Annotated in this window: 15 protein-coding genes and 1 other RNA gene; 5 read left to right on the forward strand and 11 right to left on the reverse strand. The window is 54.2% G+C overall.

Annotation, left to right across the window (positions count from 1 at the left end; all coding sequences use genetic code 11):
- Positions 1–36 precede the first annotated feature (36 nt).
- Positions 37–447: a 1,4-dihydroxy-2-naphthoyl-CoA hydrolase gene (gene menI, locus CKO_RS07340; protein ID WP_012132590.1), complete on the reverse strand. Its 411-nt coding sequence runs from the start codon at positions 445–447 to the stop codon at positions 37–39.
- Entirely contained in the window at positions 444–3,500 is a 3,057-nt protein-coding gene (gene ydiJ / locus CKO_RS07345) for a D-2-hydroxyglutarate dehydrogenase YdiJ (protein WP_012132591.1), read from the reverse strand. The genes menI and ydiJ overlap by 4 nt, the downstream gene beginning before the upstream one ends.
- A 213-nt stretch (positions 3,501–3,713) precedes the next feature.
- Between ydiJ and ydiK the strand changes: the two genes are divergently transcribed.
- Positions 3,714–4,826 (forward strand): AI-2E family transporter YdiK, encoded by a 1,113-nt coding sequence (ydiK, locus tag CKO_RS07350; protein WP_012132592.1) that lies wholly within the window; start codon positions 3,714–3,716, stop codon positions 4,824–4,826.
- A 191-nt stretch (positions 4,827–5,017) separates the two neighbouring features.
- An RNA gene (gene rprA, locus CKO_RS22355) (antisense sRNA RprA) lies at positions 5,018–5,125 on the forward strand.
- Between the two features lie 140 nt (positions 5,126–5,265).
- Here rprA and ppsA read toward each other — a convergent pair.
- A complete protein-coding gene (gene ppsA / locus CKO_RS07355; RefSeq protein WP_012132593.1) occupies positions 5,266–7,644 on the reverse strand; it encodes a phosphoenolpyruvate synthase in 2,379 nt (792 codons plus the stop codon).
- 335 nt (positions 7,645–7,979) lie between these two features.
- Between ppsA and ppsR the strand changes: the two genes are divergently transcribed.
- The 3 genes from ppsR to hemP all read left to right on the forward strand — a co-directional run bounded on the left by ppsR (position 7,980) and on the right by hemP (position 10,370).
- Positions 7,980–8,813, forward strand: coding sequence for a posphoenolpyruvate synthetase regulatory kinase/phosphorylase PpsR (gene ppsR / locus CKO_RS07360; protein ID WP_012132595.1), 834 nt, complete (start codon positions 7,980–7,982; stop codon positions 8,811–8,813).
- A gap of 165 nt (positions 8,814–8,978) precedes the next feature.
- Positions 8,979–10,025, forward strand: a complete 1,047-nt coding sequence (gene aroH, locus CKO_RS07365) for a 3-deoxy-7-phosphoheptulonate synthase AroH (RefSeq protein ID WP_012132596.1) — start codon at positions 8,979–8,981, stop codon at positions 10,023–10,025.
- A gap of 153 nt (positions 10,026–10,178) precedes the next feature.
- Complete coding sequence (gene hemP / locus CKO_RS07370) at positions 10,179–10,370, forward strand: hemin uptake protein HemP (RefSeq protein ID WP_012132598.1); 192 nt, start codon at positions 10,179–10,181, stop codon at positions 10,368–10,370.
- Positions 10,371–10,373: 3 nt separating this feature from the next.
- On the opposite strand, the gene selO is transcribed toward hemP, so the two are convergent.
- From selO to btuC, 8 genes are all read right to left on the reverse strand, one after another.
- On the reverse strand, positions 10,374–11,816 hold the full coding sequence (gene selO, locus CKO_RS07375) for a protein adenylyltransferase SelO (protein WP_024130380.1): 1,443 nt from the start codon (positions 11,814–11,816) through the stop codon (positions 10,374–10,376).
- 61 nt (positions 11,817–11,877) lie between these two features.
- Complete coding sequence (locus CKO_RS07380) at positions 11,878–12,591, reverse strand: EAL domain-containing protein (protein ID WP_012132600.1); 714 nt, start codon at positions 12,589–12,591, stop codon at positions 11,878–11,880.
- A complete protein-coding gene (locus tag CKO_RS23285) occupies positions 12,588–12,758 on the reverse strand; it encodes a hypothetical protein (RefSeq protein WP_153257548.1) in 171 nt (56 codons plus the stop codon). Before CKO_RS23285 ends, CKO_RS07380 begins: the two co-directional genes overlap by 4 nt.
- Before the next feature lie 172 nt (positions 12,759–12,930).
- A complete protein-coding gene (locus CKO_RS07385; protein ID WP_012132602.1) occupies positions 12,931–13,395 on the reverse strand; it encodes a C40 family peptidase in 465 nt (154 codons plus the stop codon).
- A 78-nt stretch (positions 13,396–13,473) separates the two neighbouring features.
- Positions 13,474–14,223 (reverse strand): vitamin B12 ABC transporter ATP-binding protein BtuD, encoded by a 750-nt coding sequence (btuD, locus tag CKO_RS07390; protein ID WP_012132603.1) that lies wholly within the window; start codon positions 14,221–14,223, stop codon positions 13,474–13,476.
- Positions 14,223–14,774 (reverse strand): glutathione peroxidase, encoded by a 552-nt coding sequence (locus CKO_RS07395; protein ID WP_024130381.1) that lies wholly within the window; start codon positions 14,772–14,774, stop codon positions 14,223–14,225. The genes btuD and CKO_RS07395 overlap by 1 nt, the downstream gene beginning before the upstream one ends.
- 47 nt (positions 14,775–14,821) lie before the next feature.
- Positions 14,822–15,700 carry a class A beta-lactamase gene (gene bla, locus CKO_RS07400; protein ID WP_048902390.1) on the reverse strand — a complete coding sequence of 293 codons (879 nt, stop codon included), beginning with the start codon at positions 15,698–15,700 and terminating at the stop codon, positions 14,822–14,824.
- Between the two features lie 29 nt (positions 15,701–15,729).
- Positions 15,730–16,710 (reverse strand): vitamin B12 ABC transporter permease BtuC, encoded by a 981-nt coding sequence (btuC, locus tag CKO_RS07405; protein ID WP_024130383.1) that lies wholly within the window; start codon positions 16,708–16,710, stop codon positions 15,730–15,732.
- Between the last annotated feature and the right edge of the window lie 45 nt (positions 16,711–16,755).

Here is a 16,755-nt window from a genome sequence, read left to right on the forward strand (position 1 = left end):
AAAAGCAGTCTGCGATAAAGATATTTTGTGACAACGTCACACAACGGCGGTTGTCAGACGTGAAGAACAGCACAGCCGCCCCTGCTCATCAAAAATATCGATCTGCCAGACCTGATGACGAGAGCCGGTATGCAGCGCTTTGCACACCCCTCTGACGCGCCCTTCGCGCGCTGAGCGAACGTGGTTGGCATTAACCTCCAGCCCCACGACTTTCTGTTCGCCCTGCGTGCACAGATAGCCCGCAACCGAGCCGATACTTTCAGCCAGCACAACGGACGCGCCGCCGTGTAGCAGACCAAAAGGTTGCTTTGTACGGCTATCCACCGGCATCGTTGCTTCCAGCGTATCGTCGCTAATATGCTCAAAGCGAATATCCAGTAGCCCCACCATGTTCCCTTCGCCCAGAGCGTTCAGCGCTTCGAGCGTGACTTTACGTTTCCAGATCATCCAATAATCTCCAGTAGTGCCTGTAACGGATGGCGAACCCCGGTGCCTTCAACGCGTTTTACCTGGCTGCGGCAAGAGTAGCCGGTCGCCAGGCAGCGATTGCGCGGCAGTCGCGCCATCGCCTGTTGCCACGACAGCGCATAGATCCCCAGCGAATTTTCATGATTTTTCACTTCATGGCCGTAAGTACCCGCCATGCCGCAGCAGCCTACGCTGACGCTCTCCAGCTTCGCCCCTAAGCGCGCAAAAATGGCCGCCCACTGCGCCGGTGCACCAGGCAATGCCGTCACTTCGGTACAATGCCCAAAGAAATACCAGGGCTCACCGCTCACGGCAAGAGGCTGTCGGGACGCCAGCACCGTCGGCAGCCACTCATTCACCAGCTGTACGTGGAAATCACCACGCTGTTCGCCGAGGGTTTGTTTGTATTCATCACGATAGCAAAGCACCAGCGCCGGGTCGACACCGACCATCGGGATACGCAACTGCGCCACCCGATTGAGAAATTCGGCCGTTTTCTTCGCCGTCTTCGCAAATCGGTTAAGGAACCCTTTAATGTGCTGGGCCTTGCCATTTGGCGAGAACGGCAGCAATACAGGCTGAATGCCGAGCTTTTCCACCAGCCGGATAAAATCCGCCACCACCTGCGCATCGTAGTAACTGGTAAACGGGTCCTGCACCACCAGCACCATACGCTCTTTTTGCTCCTGGCTCAGGAGTTCAAGCTGTTCCAGCGTCATATTGGCGGAACGGTGCCCGATCATTTGCTGTTGCAGCGACGGCGTCGAAAGTAGCGGTAAATCCACCATGCCGATATGTTTCTTCGCGAGGTTTCGCACCAACGGCTGATTGAGAAAGAAGTTAAAGGTTTTCGGCGCCCGCGCCATTAATGGCGCATAGCTTTCGACCGTCGCCACCATATGATCGCGCAGCGGACGCAGGTAGCGCGTGTGATAAAGCGCCAGGAAGCGTGAGCGGAACTCCGGCACGTCTATTTTAATCGGACATTGTGTCGAGCAGGCTTTGCACGCCAGGCAACCCGACATCGCCTCCTTCACCTCATGGGAGAAATCATATTCGCCTTTACGAGCGTGCCAGCTGTTGCGGGTACGGGCAATTAACGTCCGAAGACTGGCGCGTTTTTCCGGCAGCTCTTTTTCCAGCTGTAGCGGATCAACCCCACGGTCGGCCAGCAGGCGTAACCATTCACGCACCAGCGTCGCGCGCCCTTTGGGAGAGTGAATGCGATTCAGGCTGATTTTCATTGACGGGCACATCGGGCTTTTGGCGTCAAAGTTGAAGCACAGGCCATTGCCGTTACACTCCATCGCCCCGCGCCAGACCTGACGCACCGCCAGTGGAATCTGCCGATCGTAAGTACCGCGTTTCACCGCATCGACCTTCATCATCGGCGCATCAATGCCTTCCGGCGGACAAATTTTTCCGGGGTTCAGGCGGTTTTGCGGGTCGAACGCCGCCTTCACTTTGCGTAGTTCGCCATAAAGCTGCTCGCCAAAAAACGCCGGGCTATATTCAGCGCGAAAACCTTTGCCGTGCTCGCCCCACAGCAGACCGCCATATTTCGCGGTGAGCGCCACCACATCATCGGAAAGACTCTTCATCAGAATTTCCTGTTGCGGATCGCACATATCCAGCGCGGGTCTGACGTGCAGCACCCCGGCATCAACATGCCCGAACATGCCATAACTTAAGCCATGACCGTCGAGCAGCGCGCGGAATTCAGCAATATAGTCGGCCAGATGTTCCGGCGGCACGCAGGTATCTTCCGCAAACGGAATCGGTTTGGCCGCGCCTTTGGCATTACCCAACAGACCAACCGCTTTTTTCCGCATGGCATAGATACGCTCCACGCCCGCCAGCTCCGCGCACAGCTGCCAGCCGATCACTCCGGCTTCCTGGCGAGCAATCAGCTCATCCAGACGCTGGCACAAGGCGCTCACCTGAGCATCAATAGCCGCTTCGTCATCCCCGGCGAACTCGACGATGTTCAGGCCCAGCATCTCTTTATCAGGCACATCGGTAATCAGCTCACTGACGGAGTGCCAGACGATGTCCTCCCGCGCCAGATTAAGCACTTTAGAATCGACGGTTTCCACCGAGAGCGCCCGCGCTTCGACCATAAAGGGCGCGTTACGCAACGCGGAATCAAAAGAGTCATATTTGACGTTCACCAGACGGCGAACTTTAGGCAGCGGAGTAATATCCAGACGCGCTTCCGTGATAAACGCCAGCGTGCCTTCAGAACCGGTCAGCACGCGCGTTAAGTCGAACTCCGTCATCTCATCGTTAAAGACATGGCGTAAGTCGTAGCCCGTTAAGAAGCGGTTGAGTCTGGGAAACTTATCAATAATCAGCTGTCGGTTTTCCCGACAACGCTGGTATACGGTGTTATAGATGCGACCGATCGCGGTGTTGCTTTTACCGAGCGTTTCCGCAAGTTCGACCGGCATTGCCTGGGTATCCAGAATATCGCCACCCAGCAATACCGCGCGAACGCCCAGCACATGATCGGATGTCTTACCGTAAACTAACGACCCCTGACCGGACGCATCGGTATTGATCATCCCCCCGAGGGTCGCACGGTTGCTGGTCGAAAGCTCCGGGGCAAAGAAATAGCCATACGGCTTCAGATACTGATTGAGTTGATCTTTGATCACCCCGGCTTCGACCCGCACCCAGCCCTCTTCCGGGTTAATTTCAATAATGCGGCTCATATAGCGGGACATATCAACGATAATGCCCTGGTTCAGCGCCTGACCATTGGTGCCGGTGCCGCCGCCGCGCGGGGTAAAAATCAATGAGGCGAAGCGCGACTCTGCCGCCAGACGGGCGATAAGCGCCACATCCGCCGTTGAACGCGGGAAAACCACAGCATCAGGAAGAAGCTGATAGATACTGTTATCTGTCGACATTGTCAGACGATCGGCGTAATTCGTTGCCGTATCGCCGGTAAACCCTTGCTGCTCCAGCGCCTGCAAAAAATTGAGCACCAGCTGAACGACGCCAGGTGCCTGAGAAATCTGTGGAATCATTATAGTGACCCTTTCCTGCGGTCTGTATTGTGAATTTAATCGTTTGCGTGTTGCTCTGTTTGTTGTATCACATTTTTTTCTTACACGCCCAGCAGAATTACAGGCAGAATCCGCCTGTTAAAAACCGCTGAAATTGCTCATCATTATGGGGTAAGGTTCGCGTGTTCGCGTCGCGTCAACGTTCTGACGCACAGAAAAGGTGAAAAGGTATTTATGGTAAATCTTCGTCAGCCCAGGGATATCGCGCAAGTGCTGCTGTCGGTGCTGTTTTTAGCCATCATGATCGTGGCCTGCTTGTGGATTGTGCGTCCCTTTGTCCTTGGTTTTGCATGGGCGGGTACGATCGTTATTGCGACCTGGCCCGTTTTGTTACGTTTACAGAAAATACTCTGGGGCCGCCGTTCTCTGGCCGTTCTGGTTATGACGCTGTTGTTGGTTCTGCTGTTCATTATTCCCATCGCCCTGCTGGTCAACAGCATCGTGGACGGTAGCGGCCCGCTCATCCACGCCGTCACCGCTGGCGACATGACGTTGCCCGACCTGGCCTGGTTAAACAGTATTCCGCTGATTGGCGCCAAATTGTATGCCGGGTGGCACAACCTGCTGGATATGGGCGGCACGGCGATCATGGCGAAAGTGCGTCCTTATATTGGCACCACCACGACCTGGTTTGTGGGTCAGGCCGCGCATATCGGTCGCTTTATGATGCACTGTGGTCTGATGCTGCTGTTCAGCGCCCTGCTGTACTGGCGCGGCGAACAGGTGGCATTGGGCATCCGCCACTTTGCCAGTCGTCTGGCCGCGAAACGCGGCGATGCCGCCGTGCTGCTGGCGGCTCAGGCCATCCGCGCCGTTGCATTGGGTGTGGTTGTCACCGCGCTGGTTCAGGCAATTCTCGGCGGGATTGGTCTCGCCATTTCCGGCGTGCCTTACGCAACGCTGCTGACGGTCGTCATGATCCTCTCCTGCCTGGTGCAACTGGGGCCGTTACCGGTGTTAATCCCGGCAATCATTTGGCTGTACTGGACGGGCGATACGACCTGGGGCACGGTGCTGCTGGTGTGGAGCTGCGTGGTCGGTACGCTGGATAACGTGATTCGCCCGGTATTGATTCGTATGGGCGCTGACCTGCCGCTGATCCTGATTCTCTCTGGCGTTATCGGCGGGCTGATTGCCTTTGGAATGATAGGTCTGTTTATCGGTCCGGTATTGCTGGCGGTTTCCTGGCGTCTGTTCTCCGCATGGGTGCATGAAGTGCCCGCGCCGGGAAACGACCCTGACGAACTCCTTGAAGAACTGGGGGAGATTGAGGACAACCATAAATAAACCCCATCGGCCTATCGACGCATTCGGTCGGCCGATACTTTAGCATTGCTCATCAATTAGCATCCTGACCAACCTGCCTTATGGCGTAATCCTCCTTACGTAATTCATTTACGTCGCAAATTCTTTATAGTTTTTAAACTATTGGGACGAATCTGATCGACGCAAAAAATCTCCACGCCTACTATTAGGGCACGGTTATAAATCAACGCCTTGATTTATAAGCATGGAAATCCCCTGAGTGAAACAACGAATTGCTGTGTGTAGTCTTTGCCCATCTCCCACGATGGGCCTTTTTTTAAGTGCCTGCCCTCACACACCTTTTCTCCACCGCCAACAATTCTGATATGCCCACGCATGACGTCGGGTGGGATAGCGCGCATCGCAAAAAAAACGGCTCCTTTTTACGGGAGCCGTTGCGGATTAGAATCAGCGCTGACGCTTATTTTTTCAGTTCAGCCAGACTCAACCAGGTCTGTACGACGGTGTCCGGGTTCAGCGACAGGCTGTCGATTCCCTCTTCCATCAGCCAGGCGGCGAAGTCTTCGTGATCCGACGGCCCCTGACCACAGATGCCGACATACTTGCCTTGTTTCTTCGCCGCGCGGATCGCCATCGACAGCAGCGCTTTCACCGCCTCGTTGCGCTCATCGAACAGTTCAGAAACCACGCCGGAGTCGCGATCCAGACCCAGCGCCAGCTGCGTCATGTCGTTAGAACCAATCGAGAAGCCGTCAAAGTGCTCCAGGAATTGTTCAGCCAGCAGGGCGTTGGACGGAATCTCACACATCATGATGATCTTCAGCCCGTTCTCACCCCGCTTCAGCCCCTGACGCGCCAGCTCGTCAACTACCGCTTTCGCCTGCTCAACGGTACGTACAAACGGGATCATGATCTCCACGTTGGTCAGTCCCATATCGTTGCGCACGCGTTTCACCGCTTCACATTCCAGCGCGAAGCAATCGCGGAAACTGTCGGAGACATAGCGACCGGCGCCACGGAAGCCCAGCATCGGGTTCTCTTCATCGGGTTCGTAACGCTCGCCGCCCACCAGGTTGGCGTATTCGTTCGATTTGAAATCCGACAGACGCACGATAACGCGTTTCGGATAAAATGCCGCGCCCAGCGTCGCAATGCCCTCTGTCAGACGACCAACATAGAACTCACGCGGTGAATCGAAGCCTTTCATCATCTCGCGGATTTCGTTTTGCAGTTTCGCGTCCTGGTCATCAAATTCCAGCAGTGCGCGAGGATGCACGCCAATCATTCGGTTGATAATAAATTCGAGACGCGCCAGGCCAACGCCTTCATTCGGCAGGCAGGCGAAGTCAAAGGCGCGATCCGGGTTACCGACGTTCATCATGACTTTCAACGGCAGATCGGGCATGGTGTCCACGCTTGAACTTTTGACGCTGAAGTCGAGCAGGTCTGCATAGACATAGCCGGTATCGCCTTCGGCGCAAGAAACGGTGACGTTTTCATCATCCTTCATGCGTTCCGTCGCGTCGCCGCAGCCGACAACCGCCGGAATCCCCAGCTCACGGGCAATAATGGCCGCGTGGCAGGTACGACCGCCACGGTTGGTCACGATGGCCGCCGCTTTCTTCATGATCGGTTCCCAGTCCGGGTCGGTCATGTCAGTCACCAGCACGTCACCAGGCTGGATACGGTTCATTTCGCTAATGTCGTGGATGACTTTAACCGCCCCCGCGCCAATGCGATGTCCGATGGCGCGGCCTTCCGCGACCACTTTCCCCTGCGCATGCAGCGTGTAGCGCTCCATTACCTGACCACGAGAACGGACGGTTTCCGGGCGGGCCTGTACAATAAACAGTTTGCCGGTATGGCCGTCTTTCGCCCATTCGATATCCATCGGGCGACCGTAGTGTTTCTCAATCTGTACGGCCTGTTTCGCCAGTTCCTGCACTTCTTCGTTGGTCAGCGAGAAGATGTCGCGCTGTTCCTGCGGCACATCTTCAATTTTGACCTGCTTGCCGTGCTCCTGGGTTGGCGCGTAAACCATTCGGATTTTTTTCGACCCCATCGTGCGACGAACGATCGCCGGGCGATTCGCCGCCAGCGTCGGTTTATGCACGTAGAATTCATCCGGGTTGACTGCGCCCTGCACCACCATCTCGCCCAGACCCCAGGCTGAAGTGATAAACACCACCTGATCGAAACCGGACTCGGTATCAATAGAGAACATAACCCCGGACGAGGCCAGGTCGGAGCGTACCATCCGCTGTACGCCAGCGGAGAGCGCGACGCCGCGATGGTCATACCCCTGGTGAACGCGATAAGAGATAGCGCGGTCATTAAACAGCGAGGCAAAAACATGTTTCACCGCCACCAGCACCGCGTCGAAACCCTGCACGTTGAGGAAGGTTTCCTGCTGGCCGGCGAAAGAGGCATCCGGCATATCTTCAGCCGTTGCGGACGAGCGCACGGCGAAAGACGCCTGCGCATCATCCGCAGAGAGCTGTGCATAGGCATCGCGAATAGCGTTTTCCAGCTCTGGCTGGAAAGGAGTGTCGATAATCCACTGGCGGATCTGCGCGCCGGCCTTCGCCAGCGCGGTGACATCGTCAATATCCGTTTGATCCAGCAGTTCATAAATACGCTGGTTTACGCCGCTTTGATCCAGAAACTGGTTAAACGCATCGGCGGTCGTTGCAAAACCATTCGGTACGGAAACACCCATACCGGAAAGGTTAGTAATCATTTCACCCAGGGAGGCATTTTTGCCCCCAACTCTGTCTACATCATTCATGCCGAGTTGGTTATACCAAAGCACCAGCGGTGACGAGCCATTGTTGGACATCGAACAATCCTTTTGTGATAAATGAACGAGTTTAGAAACTACATTATTGCGTATTTATCTTTACATATTTAAACCCCTGAAAAAAACGGTGAATCGTTCAAGCAGATTTATTTTTTATTTTTTCAGATTGTTTACGCATTTGCGCAAACCCGCGGGCGACGGGCGATCTCCCCAAAAACTGTCGGTATAAACATAAGTTCCGAAAAATGAAATGCACTTTTCACTTAATATAAAAATAGCGTTTCATTTTATAAAATAAGCATCGTGATATACGCTTCTGGCAAATTTTAATTTATGCTTTCAGATAATTATGTTTGCTCCTCAGGATAAACAAAATGGATAATGTTGTTGATCGCCATGTTTTTTATATTTCCGATGGTACGGCCATCACCGCCGAGGTTTTGGGTCATGCGGTGATGTCGCAATTCCCTGTGACCATTAGCAGCATTACGCTGCCGTTCGTTGAAAACGAGAGTCGCGCCAGGGCCGTGAAAGATCAGATCGACGCGATTTATCAGCAAACTGGCGTGCGTCCGCTGGTGTTCTATTCGATTGTTCTGCCGGAAATTCGCGCCATCATCTTACAAAGCGAAGGGTTCTGTCAGGACATCGTGCAGGCGCTGGTGGCGCCGCTACAGCAGGAAATGAAGCTCGACCCAACGCCAATCGCGCATCGCACCCACGGGCTTAACCCCGGCAACCTCAACAAGTATGACGCGCGCATCGCGGCAATCGACTATACCCTTGCGCACGACGATGGGATCTCCTTGCGCAATCTGGATCAGGCGCAGGTGATCCTGCTGGGGGTTTCACGCTGCGGAAAAACGCCGACCAGCCTCTATCTGGCGATGCAGTTTGGCATCCGGGCGGCGAACTACCCCTTTATTGCTGACGATATGGATAACCTGGTGTTACCCACGTCGCTTAAACCGCTACAGCATAAGCTTTTTGGACTGACCATTGACCCGGAACGTCTGGCGGCAATCCGCGAGGAACGCCGTGAAAACAGCCGCTACGCATCGCTACGCCAGTGCCGGATGGAGGTTGCGGAAGTTGAAGCGCTCTATCGTAAAAATCAGATCCCTTGCCTGAACAGTACTAACTATTCGGTAGAAGAAATTGCCACCAAGATTCTCGACATCATGGGGCTGAATCGTCGAATGTACTAACAAACTAGTGCAAGAGTTCAATTTTTTGCTATCATGCCGCTCTGCTTGCGAGGTGTGAAACGCCTCGCATTTGAAATCAGCAGGTGAAGGTTGAAGTGTGTTATTGTGATGCCCATCACTTCCCGGTAGTCCTGCCGTTGAAGCAACAAATTTCTGAGACTTGTAATGAACAGAACCGACGAACTGCGTACCGCGCGTATTGACAGCCTGGTCACCCCTGCTGAGCTAGCGCTACGTCATCCTGTATCATCCTCCGTCGCCAGCCACGTTACTGACTCCCGACGCCGGATTGAAAAAATATTAAACGGTGAAGATCGCCGCCTGCTGGTGATCATCGGCCCCTGCTCGATTCACGATCTGGACGCTGCGATGGAATACGCAACGCGCTTGCAAACGTTGCGCAACACGCATCAGGCGCGTCTGGAAATCGTTATGCGCACCTATTTTGAAAAACCGCGCACGGTTGTGGGCTGGAAAGGCCTCATCTCCGATCCCGATTTAAATGGCAGTTACCGCGTAAATCATGGCCTCGAACTGGCGCGCAAGCTGCTGTTGCAGGTCAATGAGCTGGGTGTCCCCACCGCCACCGAATTTCTCGACATGGTCACCGGCCAGTTTATTGCCGATTTAATCAGCTGGGGCGCCATTGGCGCGCGCACGACGGAAAGCCAGATTCACCGTGAAATGGCTTCCGCGCTCTCCTGCCCGGTTGGGTTTAAAAACGGGACCGATGGCAACACGCGCATCGCCGTTGATGCGATTCGCGCGTCGCGCGCCAGCCATATGTTCCTCTCGCCGGATAAAACTGGCCAGATGACGATTTATCAGACCAGCGGGAATCCGTACGGCCATATCATCATGCGCGGCGGTAAAAAACCGAATTACCACGCGGAAGACATCGCTGCCGCCTGCGATACGCTGCATGAGTTTGGTCTGCCGGAACACCTGGTGGTGGACTTCAGCCACGGTAACTGCCAGAAGCAGCATCGCCGCCAGTTAGAAGTTTGTGATGATATCTGCCAGCAAATCCGTAACGGTTCTACCGCAATTGCCGGGATCATGGCCGAAAGTTTCCTGCGTGAAGGTACGCAGAAAATCGTCAGCGGTCAGCCGCTGGTGTACGGTCAGTCCATTACCGACCCTTGCCTGAACTGGGAAGATACTGAATTACTGTTAGAAAAACTTGCCTCAGCGGTTGATAGCCGTTTTTGACATCATGCCCATCCTCGCGGGGATGGGCGCGCTTCTTTCCCCTCCACGCATTCCCCACTCGCCTGATTTGCTACCAGAATTAACACTTGCTGTCGCCATACACAATATTGATAATAATAATCATTGTTAAACTGATTATTATTAATTAGCGATATGCCACTTATGGACGACATTGAGTTACTTCATTTTAAGGAAAGAGACAGCGTGCCCCCTTCCCCTGCTGCCGAGCGGCGTATCAGCAGCCAGACATTGTTAGGCCCTGAAGGCAAAGTCATCATCGATCATGACGGCCAGGAATACCTGCTGCGCAAGACGCAGGCAGGTAAGTTGCTGTTGACCAAGTAGCAATCAGCTTGAGCAACTGACTTCCAGCCGTTTACCCCAGTCCGGCGGACGGCTGACATAATCGTCATTTCTGTCGGTAAAGGGGTCGCGCAGAACCTGATGCAGTTGATGTAATTCGCCCATATCCCCCTGCTCAGCGCTGGCTATCGCGCGTTGCGCCAGCCAGTTGCGCAGCACCACCGCAGGATTCACGCGCTGCATGTGCTGTTGACGCGTTGCGTCATCCATCTGCTCCTGCTGTAAACGCGCCCGGTAACGGCTGAACCACCCGTCAAAGGCCGCGCGATCGATAAATTCATCACGCAGCGGCGATGCCGCGCTCTGTTGCTCAGTCTGGCTCAACATACGGAACGTTCGGCTATAATCGCTGCCTTCGCGCGCCATCAGGGCGAAAAGCTCGTTGAGAAGCGCGTTGTCCTCTTTTTGTTCGGTAAAGAAGCCCAGTTTTTGCCGCATGCGCTGCCCATAGTGCGTGAGCAACGCCAGCTGATAGCCATCCAGCGCATCATTCAGCGTATCGACCGGCATAAACGGCGACAGGGTTTGCGCCAGGCGTTGCAGATTCCACAATCCGACAGCCGGTTGATTATCGAAGCTATAGCGCCCCTGGTGATCGGAGTGGTTACAGATAAACCCTGGCTGATAATCATCCAGGAAACCGAAAGGACCATAATCTATCGTCAGCCCCAGTACAGACATGTTATCGGTGTTCATCACGCCATGCGCAAAACCTACCGTTTGCCAGTCAGCAATCAACCTCGCCGTGCGCGCCACAACGTCCCGGAACCAGAGCGCATACTTGTCCTCTTCCGCCTGAAATTGCGGCCAGTAATGGCGAATCGCAAAATCGGCCAGCTGACGGACTTTATCCGGCTCACGTCGATAGTAAAAATGTTCGAAATGACCGAAACGCATATGGCTTTGCGCCAGACGCATGAGCATCGCGCCGGATTCAACCGTTTCCCTGTAAACAGGCGTGTCGCTGGTGACGATAGACAGCGCCCGCGTTGTGGGGATGCCAAGATAGTGCATCGCCTCGCTGGCCAGACTTTCACGGATCGTTGAGCGCAGCACTGCTCGCCCGTCGCCCATACGGGAGTATGGCGTTAGTCCGGCGCCTTTCAGGTGCCAGTCAAGCGTACTGCCGTCCGCCAGCAGTTGTTCGCCTAACAGAATACCGCGTCCATCACCGAGCTGGCCGGCCCAGACGCCAAACTGATGGCCGCTATAAACCTGAGCCAAAGGCGACATGCCGGGCAGTAATGACTCGCCACCCCACACGCCTGCGCCGTTTTCCATATCAAACAACGAAGGTGGTATCGCCAGCTGCTGCGCCAGCGCATCGTTATGCCAAATCAGGCGGGCATGACTCAGAGGAGTTGGAGAAAGTGCTGTATATGTGGCTGGCAGTTCGTCACGCCAGCGGGATGTAAAAGACAGGGTCATAGAGCCTCCTGCCTGTAGTGTAGACGGTTAATACCCGCTTAAACACCAGCAAATAAAAAGGTTATCCCTGAACCAGCGTCGTAACCTGGCTCGCTGGCACGGCAGGCCATAAACATCCTTGCAGCGCGCTAAATCCCATTGATGATATCCGCGCCAGCATCTCTTCAGTATCAATACCCGCAATCATTATCGAATCACAGCACGGTGATATCTGCGAAATAATAGCCTGCATAAAGGGTTCAAAAGAAAGACTTGCGGATCTTTGCTGGACAAAGTTTTTATCCAGCGCGACGCGTTTGAAGAGACCATCAAAGATCGCTTTTATCGATGTATCGCCAGCGCCAAAATTGGCAAGGATGAGGGGAAATCGTCCGGCTAACTCAGCCAGAATTTGATTCTCTTTCCCAAGACTTAATTCAGGATAATTCTCATTAATCATCAGTTCCAAAAATGGAAAGCGCCTTACATGGGATACAAACTCGCCGTCTGATAATAATGATGCGACGACGGCTGGCGTTAAATTAATCCAGGCAATAAGTTTATGTTGAATAAAAAAATGTTGGCACGTTTCCAGCAATGCGAGTTTTTCTTCGAACAGACAACGCTGTTCTTCTGCTGACAGGCGCGGCATGACCAGCTCCGTCGGCATACGGACATTACCGTCTTCAGTGACAAAGTTTGCAACAATCTCCAGGCCGACGAGTTTCTCTTTCTCGGTTCGGGCAGGAACAAAATAAAGGTGAGAATGATAAAAGTTGTCCAGTGAAACAATCATTGTGCCAGCCCCGCTGCATGGGTGTAATCCGGCATCCTGTAAGAAAGAACGAAGAAAGATGTCATTTCTGATACGACTGGAGGTGCTTTCATTTTTTCCTTTTTAGCCGGTAAACCGGGTCCTTTTTTTAGCTTATCTCGATTATAAACCAATATCCAGTTTTGCATTTTCCGCAAGACACCGGATAAATCATTTTGACTAAAAATACTTTTGCAAAATGTAGGGTTAAAACTATTTCTGATAACTCACGATAGCCCTGGCATTCAGACAATGAGAAATCAATTTCTTAAATATAGATGATGAAGCGGCCGCTGGGTATCCGCTTTACCATCGATAGCATTAAATACGTCTCGCCTGCCAGAAATTTTTCCGCCAGTAGACATTGTCGAGCGATGAGCGCATCACGCCGCGGCTGGTAGACGCATGAATAAATTGATTGTTGGTATCATAAATGCCGACGTGCAAACCACTTTCCCCCGATCCGGTTTTAAAAAAGACCAGGTCGCCGGGCAGCAGTTCATCTTTGTCGATTTCCGTACCAATTTTTGACTGTTGGCGCGTTTCACGCGGCAGTTGTAAATCAAATTTGTCGCGCATCGTCATCAACACAAATCCCGAGCAGTCCACCCCGCTACGGCTCATTCCGCCATAGCGATACGGTGTACCTCTCCAGGACTGTAGCTGATCGTTCAGGCCCGCGATAACCATAATGGAATCCGAAAGCCTGGCGTTAGGTGCTGGCGCACGATGGCTGCTACACCCTGCCAAAAACAGTGCTGCGATAAGAAGAAGCCAAAAGCGCATTCAGGACGAATCCTCTATCTTTTTATTCTTGCTTCTATTTAGCGTGGAAATTATGTGTTTTTCAAGAACCCATTTAACTTAAGTGGTTGATATGAGCATTCTGTGGCCTTCAACGTCCAGCCGACGGAAGTTCATACCGTATGCCTGGGCCAGATTTGGCGGCGTCAGCACCTCGTCACGCCGCCCGCTGGCGATCAATTTCCCCTGTTTCAGCAACCAGGCGCGATGCGCGTGGCGCAGAGTATGGTTAAGGTCATGGCTGCTCATCACGATGGCGATACCCTGGCTGCATAGCTGGCTCAGCAGCCTATCCAGCGCGTTTTGTTGCGCAACGTCCAGACTGTTCATCGGTTCATCCAGTAGCAGAAGCTGCCCGTGCGGGTTAGCGTGAGGGTGAATTTGCAATATCACCGCCGCCAGACGTACACGCTGCCACTCGCCGCCGGAGAGTTGATTCGCGCTCCGCCCCAGCTTGTCGCTCAGCCCAAGCGCCTGCGCAACGTCATTCAGCAGGTTCGTTTGCGTTTTATCAGGTTGATGCAGCGTCAGGAAATGCCAGACCGGCATTGAAAATGGGGGATTCTGCTGCTGCGCGAGATAGGCCCGATGTTGAGCCAGTTTCGCCGCAGGCCATGTCTCCAGCGACGCGCCGTCGAATATGACGGTGCCTTCCCCGAAGGTTAAGCCCGCCATACGCGCCAGCAGCGTACTTTTCCCTGCCCCATTCGGCCCCACGAGGTGAAGAATCTCGCCAGGCTTAACGTCGCCGGAAAGCGGCCCCAGACGCGTCGTTTCGGCAACATCCTGTAACTGCATCAACGAGATCATTATTTTGCCAACGCGATTTTGATACTTTCCACCATCCCCGGATCTTCAGGCGTCATGTCCGGTGAGAAACGCTGTACGACCTGTCCATCCCTGCCGATTAAAAACTTCTCAAAGTTCCACAAAATATCGTCCGGGTAAAGCGGCGCGCGGCCTTTACTCGCCATGCGCTCATAGAAACCGCTACCTTCCGGCGCAACGGCGGCAGGCGCTGCGGCAATCAACTTCTGATACAGTGGATGGCGGTTCTCACCATTGACGTCAACCTTGCTGAACATCGGGAATGTGACGCCCCAGGTGGTGCTGCAATAGGTTTTAATCTCCTCTTCAGTGCCAGGTTCCTGACCAAGAAACTGGTTGCAGGGAAAACCTAACACCGTAAAGCCCTGATCGGCCCAGGCTTTCTGAATATTCTCCAGCTGTTCGTATTGTGGCGTTAAGCCACATTTCGAGGCCACATTAACCACCAGCAGTACGTTTCCGGCGTACTTCTCAAGCGTGGTGACATCCCCGTCGATCGTCGTCACTTCAGTGTTGAGAATGGTATCTTGCATAGCGTCTCCCATATAACAGGCGGATGTGAGTGATCAAATATCAGCTTTTAATCATAGACTGCGAGTGTTGAAAACAGCGACTCCCCGATGCGGACAATCGCGGCGTCACGCTGCGCCATTGTCGCCGGAGTTTGTGTAATATAGATAACCACGAGCAGAGGTTTTTGTGATGTCGGCCAGACAACGCTAACAATAGAACGCGAGCCATTGTCGCCCGCCCCGGTTTTATCCGCGATTTTCCAGCCGTCCGGCAAGACCGAACGCAGCAGACCGTCAGCCACTTTGTCGTCCCGCATCCATTGCATAAGCTGCTCTCTTGAGGATGGCTGCAACACGTTCCCCAGCAGTAGCGTATTGAGCGTCTGCGCTATCGCGACAGGCGTCGTGGAGTCGCGTTCATCGCCGGGAATGGCGCTGTTCAGTTCAGGCTCATAGCGATCGAGGCGGGTTATCGTATCCCCCGAATCACGCAAAAACTGCGTGACGGCCTGCGGTCCGTTGAGCTTCCTGGCGATGAGATTGGCGGCCGTGTTATCGCTGTAGCTTACCGCCGCGCTGCACAATTGCGCCCAGCTCATGGCGTCTGGCGCCACATGTTTTTCAGTAATCGGCGAATACTCCACCAGTTGTGAGGGTTCAAACTGCGTTGAAGCAGAAAGCGCCAGCGCCTTCCTGTCGACTTCGCGTAATAACGCTGCGCATAACAGCGGCTTATGCGTACTGTTTAACGGGAACCGTTCTTCTCCCCGATAATGGGTGATACTGTTGGTCGCCGTATCAAGTACCGCAATGCCAATCCGGGCATGAAGACGCTGTTCTTCCTGCATCGCGATAGCCGACACGTATTGCGCCGTCAGCGGTGCGGCCATCGCAGAACCGCTGAGTGCCGCCAGCACACACAGACCCCATTTCATCCGTTGCCACATACTAATGACTTCCTCATTTCTCATTTTGGCTAGCGCCTGGATTTTAATAATAGCCAGATGAAGACCGGCGCCCCCATCGTCGCCGTCACTACACCGATAGGCAGTTCCGCCGACGCCAGCGCCAGACGGGCGATAACATCCGCCAGCAGCAGAGCTATCGCCCCCGCCAGCGCACAGCCCGGCAGCAAAGCGCGATGATCGCTCAGACCGCAAAGCCGTAATATATGTGGGATCACCAGGCCGATAAACCCAATCGAACCCGCGAGCGCAACGCTAACGCCGACCATCCAGCCCGTGGCGACCACCAGCAAATTGCGCCAGAACCACAGCGGCAGCCCCAACTGACGCGCGGACGTTTCGCCCAGCGCCAGAATATTCATCGGCTGCGACTGGCAGCAAATCCAGAGTGAAACCGGGATCAGGGCAATCATCAGCCAGGCCTGCTGCCAGTCCACCCCGCCGAATCCGCCCATCATCCAGTACATCAACTGGCGCAGGTCGAAGGAGGTTGAAAAATAGATGGCCCACGTCATCATCGCGCTGCAAATAATGCCAAGCGCAACGCCCGCCAGCAGCAGGCGGCTGGTTGATAAATGTCGACGGGCAAATCGCAGGAGAATAAGTGTGATGATAAGCGCGCCGGCAATGGCGCAGAACCCCAGCGCCCAGCCGGGTAACTGACCTTGCCCCAGTAGCACTGCGGCAATAAGGCCCACGCCAGCGCCGTTGGAGACGCCAAGCAATCCGGGCTCGGCAAGCGGGTTTTCAAATAACGCCTGCATTACCGCGCCTGACAGCGCCAGCGCGGCACCTACCAGCAGAACAGCAAGCGTGCGAGGGAGTCGTATCTGCCAGACAAACAGTTCACCACGGGCGCTGAACCAGTCGCCAGGGGCTATCCACTGATCTCCGGCGCACAGGCTTAATACCACTGCCAGCAGCATAAGCACCGACAGACTGGATAACCAGCGCACATTGCGGCGCTGTTGTTGGCAGGCAAAAGTCAGCATGTTTTCCATTCAGCTGAAAAGGGATGATGTTGATTTTACGGTGCG

Origin of the sequence: Citrobacter koseri ATCC BAA-895 (assembly GCF_000018045.1) — a bacterium.
GTDB classification, from domain to species: Bacteria; Pseudomonadota; Gammaproteobacteria; order Enterobacterales; family Enterobacteriaceae; genus Citrobacter_B; species Citrobacter_B koseri.

Bases quoted from the DNA above. Each gene is read 5' to 3' on its own strand.
- menI (WP_012132590.1), bottom strand. From the start codon at position 447: ATGATCTGGAAACGTAAAGTCACGCTCGAAGCGCTGAACGCTCTGGGC.
- ydiJ (WP_012132591.1), bottom strand. From the start codon at position 3,500: ATGATTCCACAGATTTCTCAGGCACCTGGCGTCGTTCAGCTGGTGCTC.
- ydiK (WP_012132592.1), top strand. From the start codon at position 3,714: ATGGTAAATCTTCGTCAGCCCAGGGATATCGCGCAAGTGCTGCTGTCG.
- ppsA (WP_012132593.1), bottom strand. From the start codon at position 7,644: ATGTCCAACAATGGCTCGTCACCGCTGGTGCTTTGGTATAACCAACTC.
- ppsR (WP_012132595.1), top strand. From the start codon at position 7,980: ATGGATAATGTTGTTGATCGCCATGTTTTTTATATTTCCGATGGTACG.
- aroH (WP_012132596.1), top strand. From the start codon at position 8,979: ATGAACAGAACCGACGAACTGCGTACCGCGCGTATTGACAGCCTGGTC.
- hemP (WP_012132598.1), top strand. From the start codon at position 10,179: ATGCCACTTATGGACGACATTGAGTTACTTCATTTTAAGGAAAGAGAC.
- selO (WP_024130380.1), bottom strand. From the start codon at position 11,816: ATGACCCTGTCTTTTACATCCCGCTGGCGTGACGAACTGCCAGCCACA.
- CKO_RS07380 (WP_012132600.1), bottom strand. From the start codon at position 12,591: ATGATTGTTTCACTGGACAACTTTTATCATTCTCACCTTTATTTTGTT.
- CKO_RS23285 (WP_153257548.1), bottom strand. From the start codon at position 12,758: ATGCAAAACTGGATATTGGTTTATAATCGAGATAAGCTAAAAAAAGGA.
- CKO_RS07385 (WP_012132602.1), bottom strand. From the start codon at position 13,395: ATGCGCTTTTGGCTTCTTCTTATCGCAGCACTGTTTTTGGCAGGGTGT.
- btuD (WP_012132603.1), bottom strand. From the start codon at position 14,223: ATGATCTCGTTGATGCAGTTACAGGATGTTGCCGAAACGACGCGTCTG.
- CKO_RS07395 (WP_024130381.1), bottom strand. From the start codon at position 14,774: ATGCAAGATACCATTCTCAACACTGAAGTGACGACGATCGACGGGGAT.
- bla (WP_048902390.1), bottom strand. From the start codon at position 15,700: ATGTGGCAACGGATGAAATGGGGTCTGTGTGTGCTGGCGGCACTCAGC.
- btuC (WP_024130383.1), bottom strand. From the start codon at position 16,710: ATGCTGACTTTTGCCTGCCAACAACAGCGCCGCAATGTGCGCTGGTTA.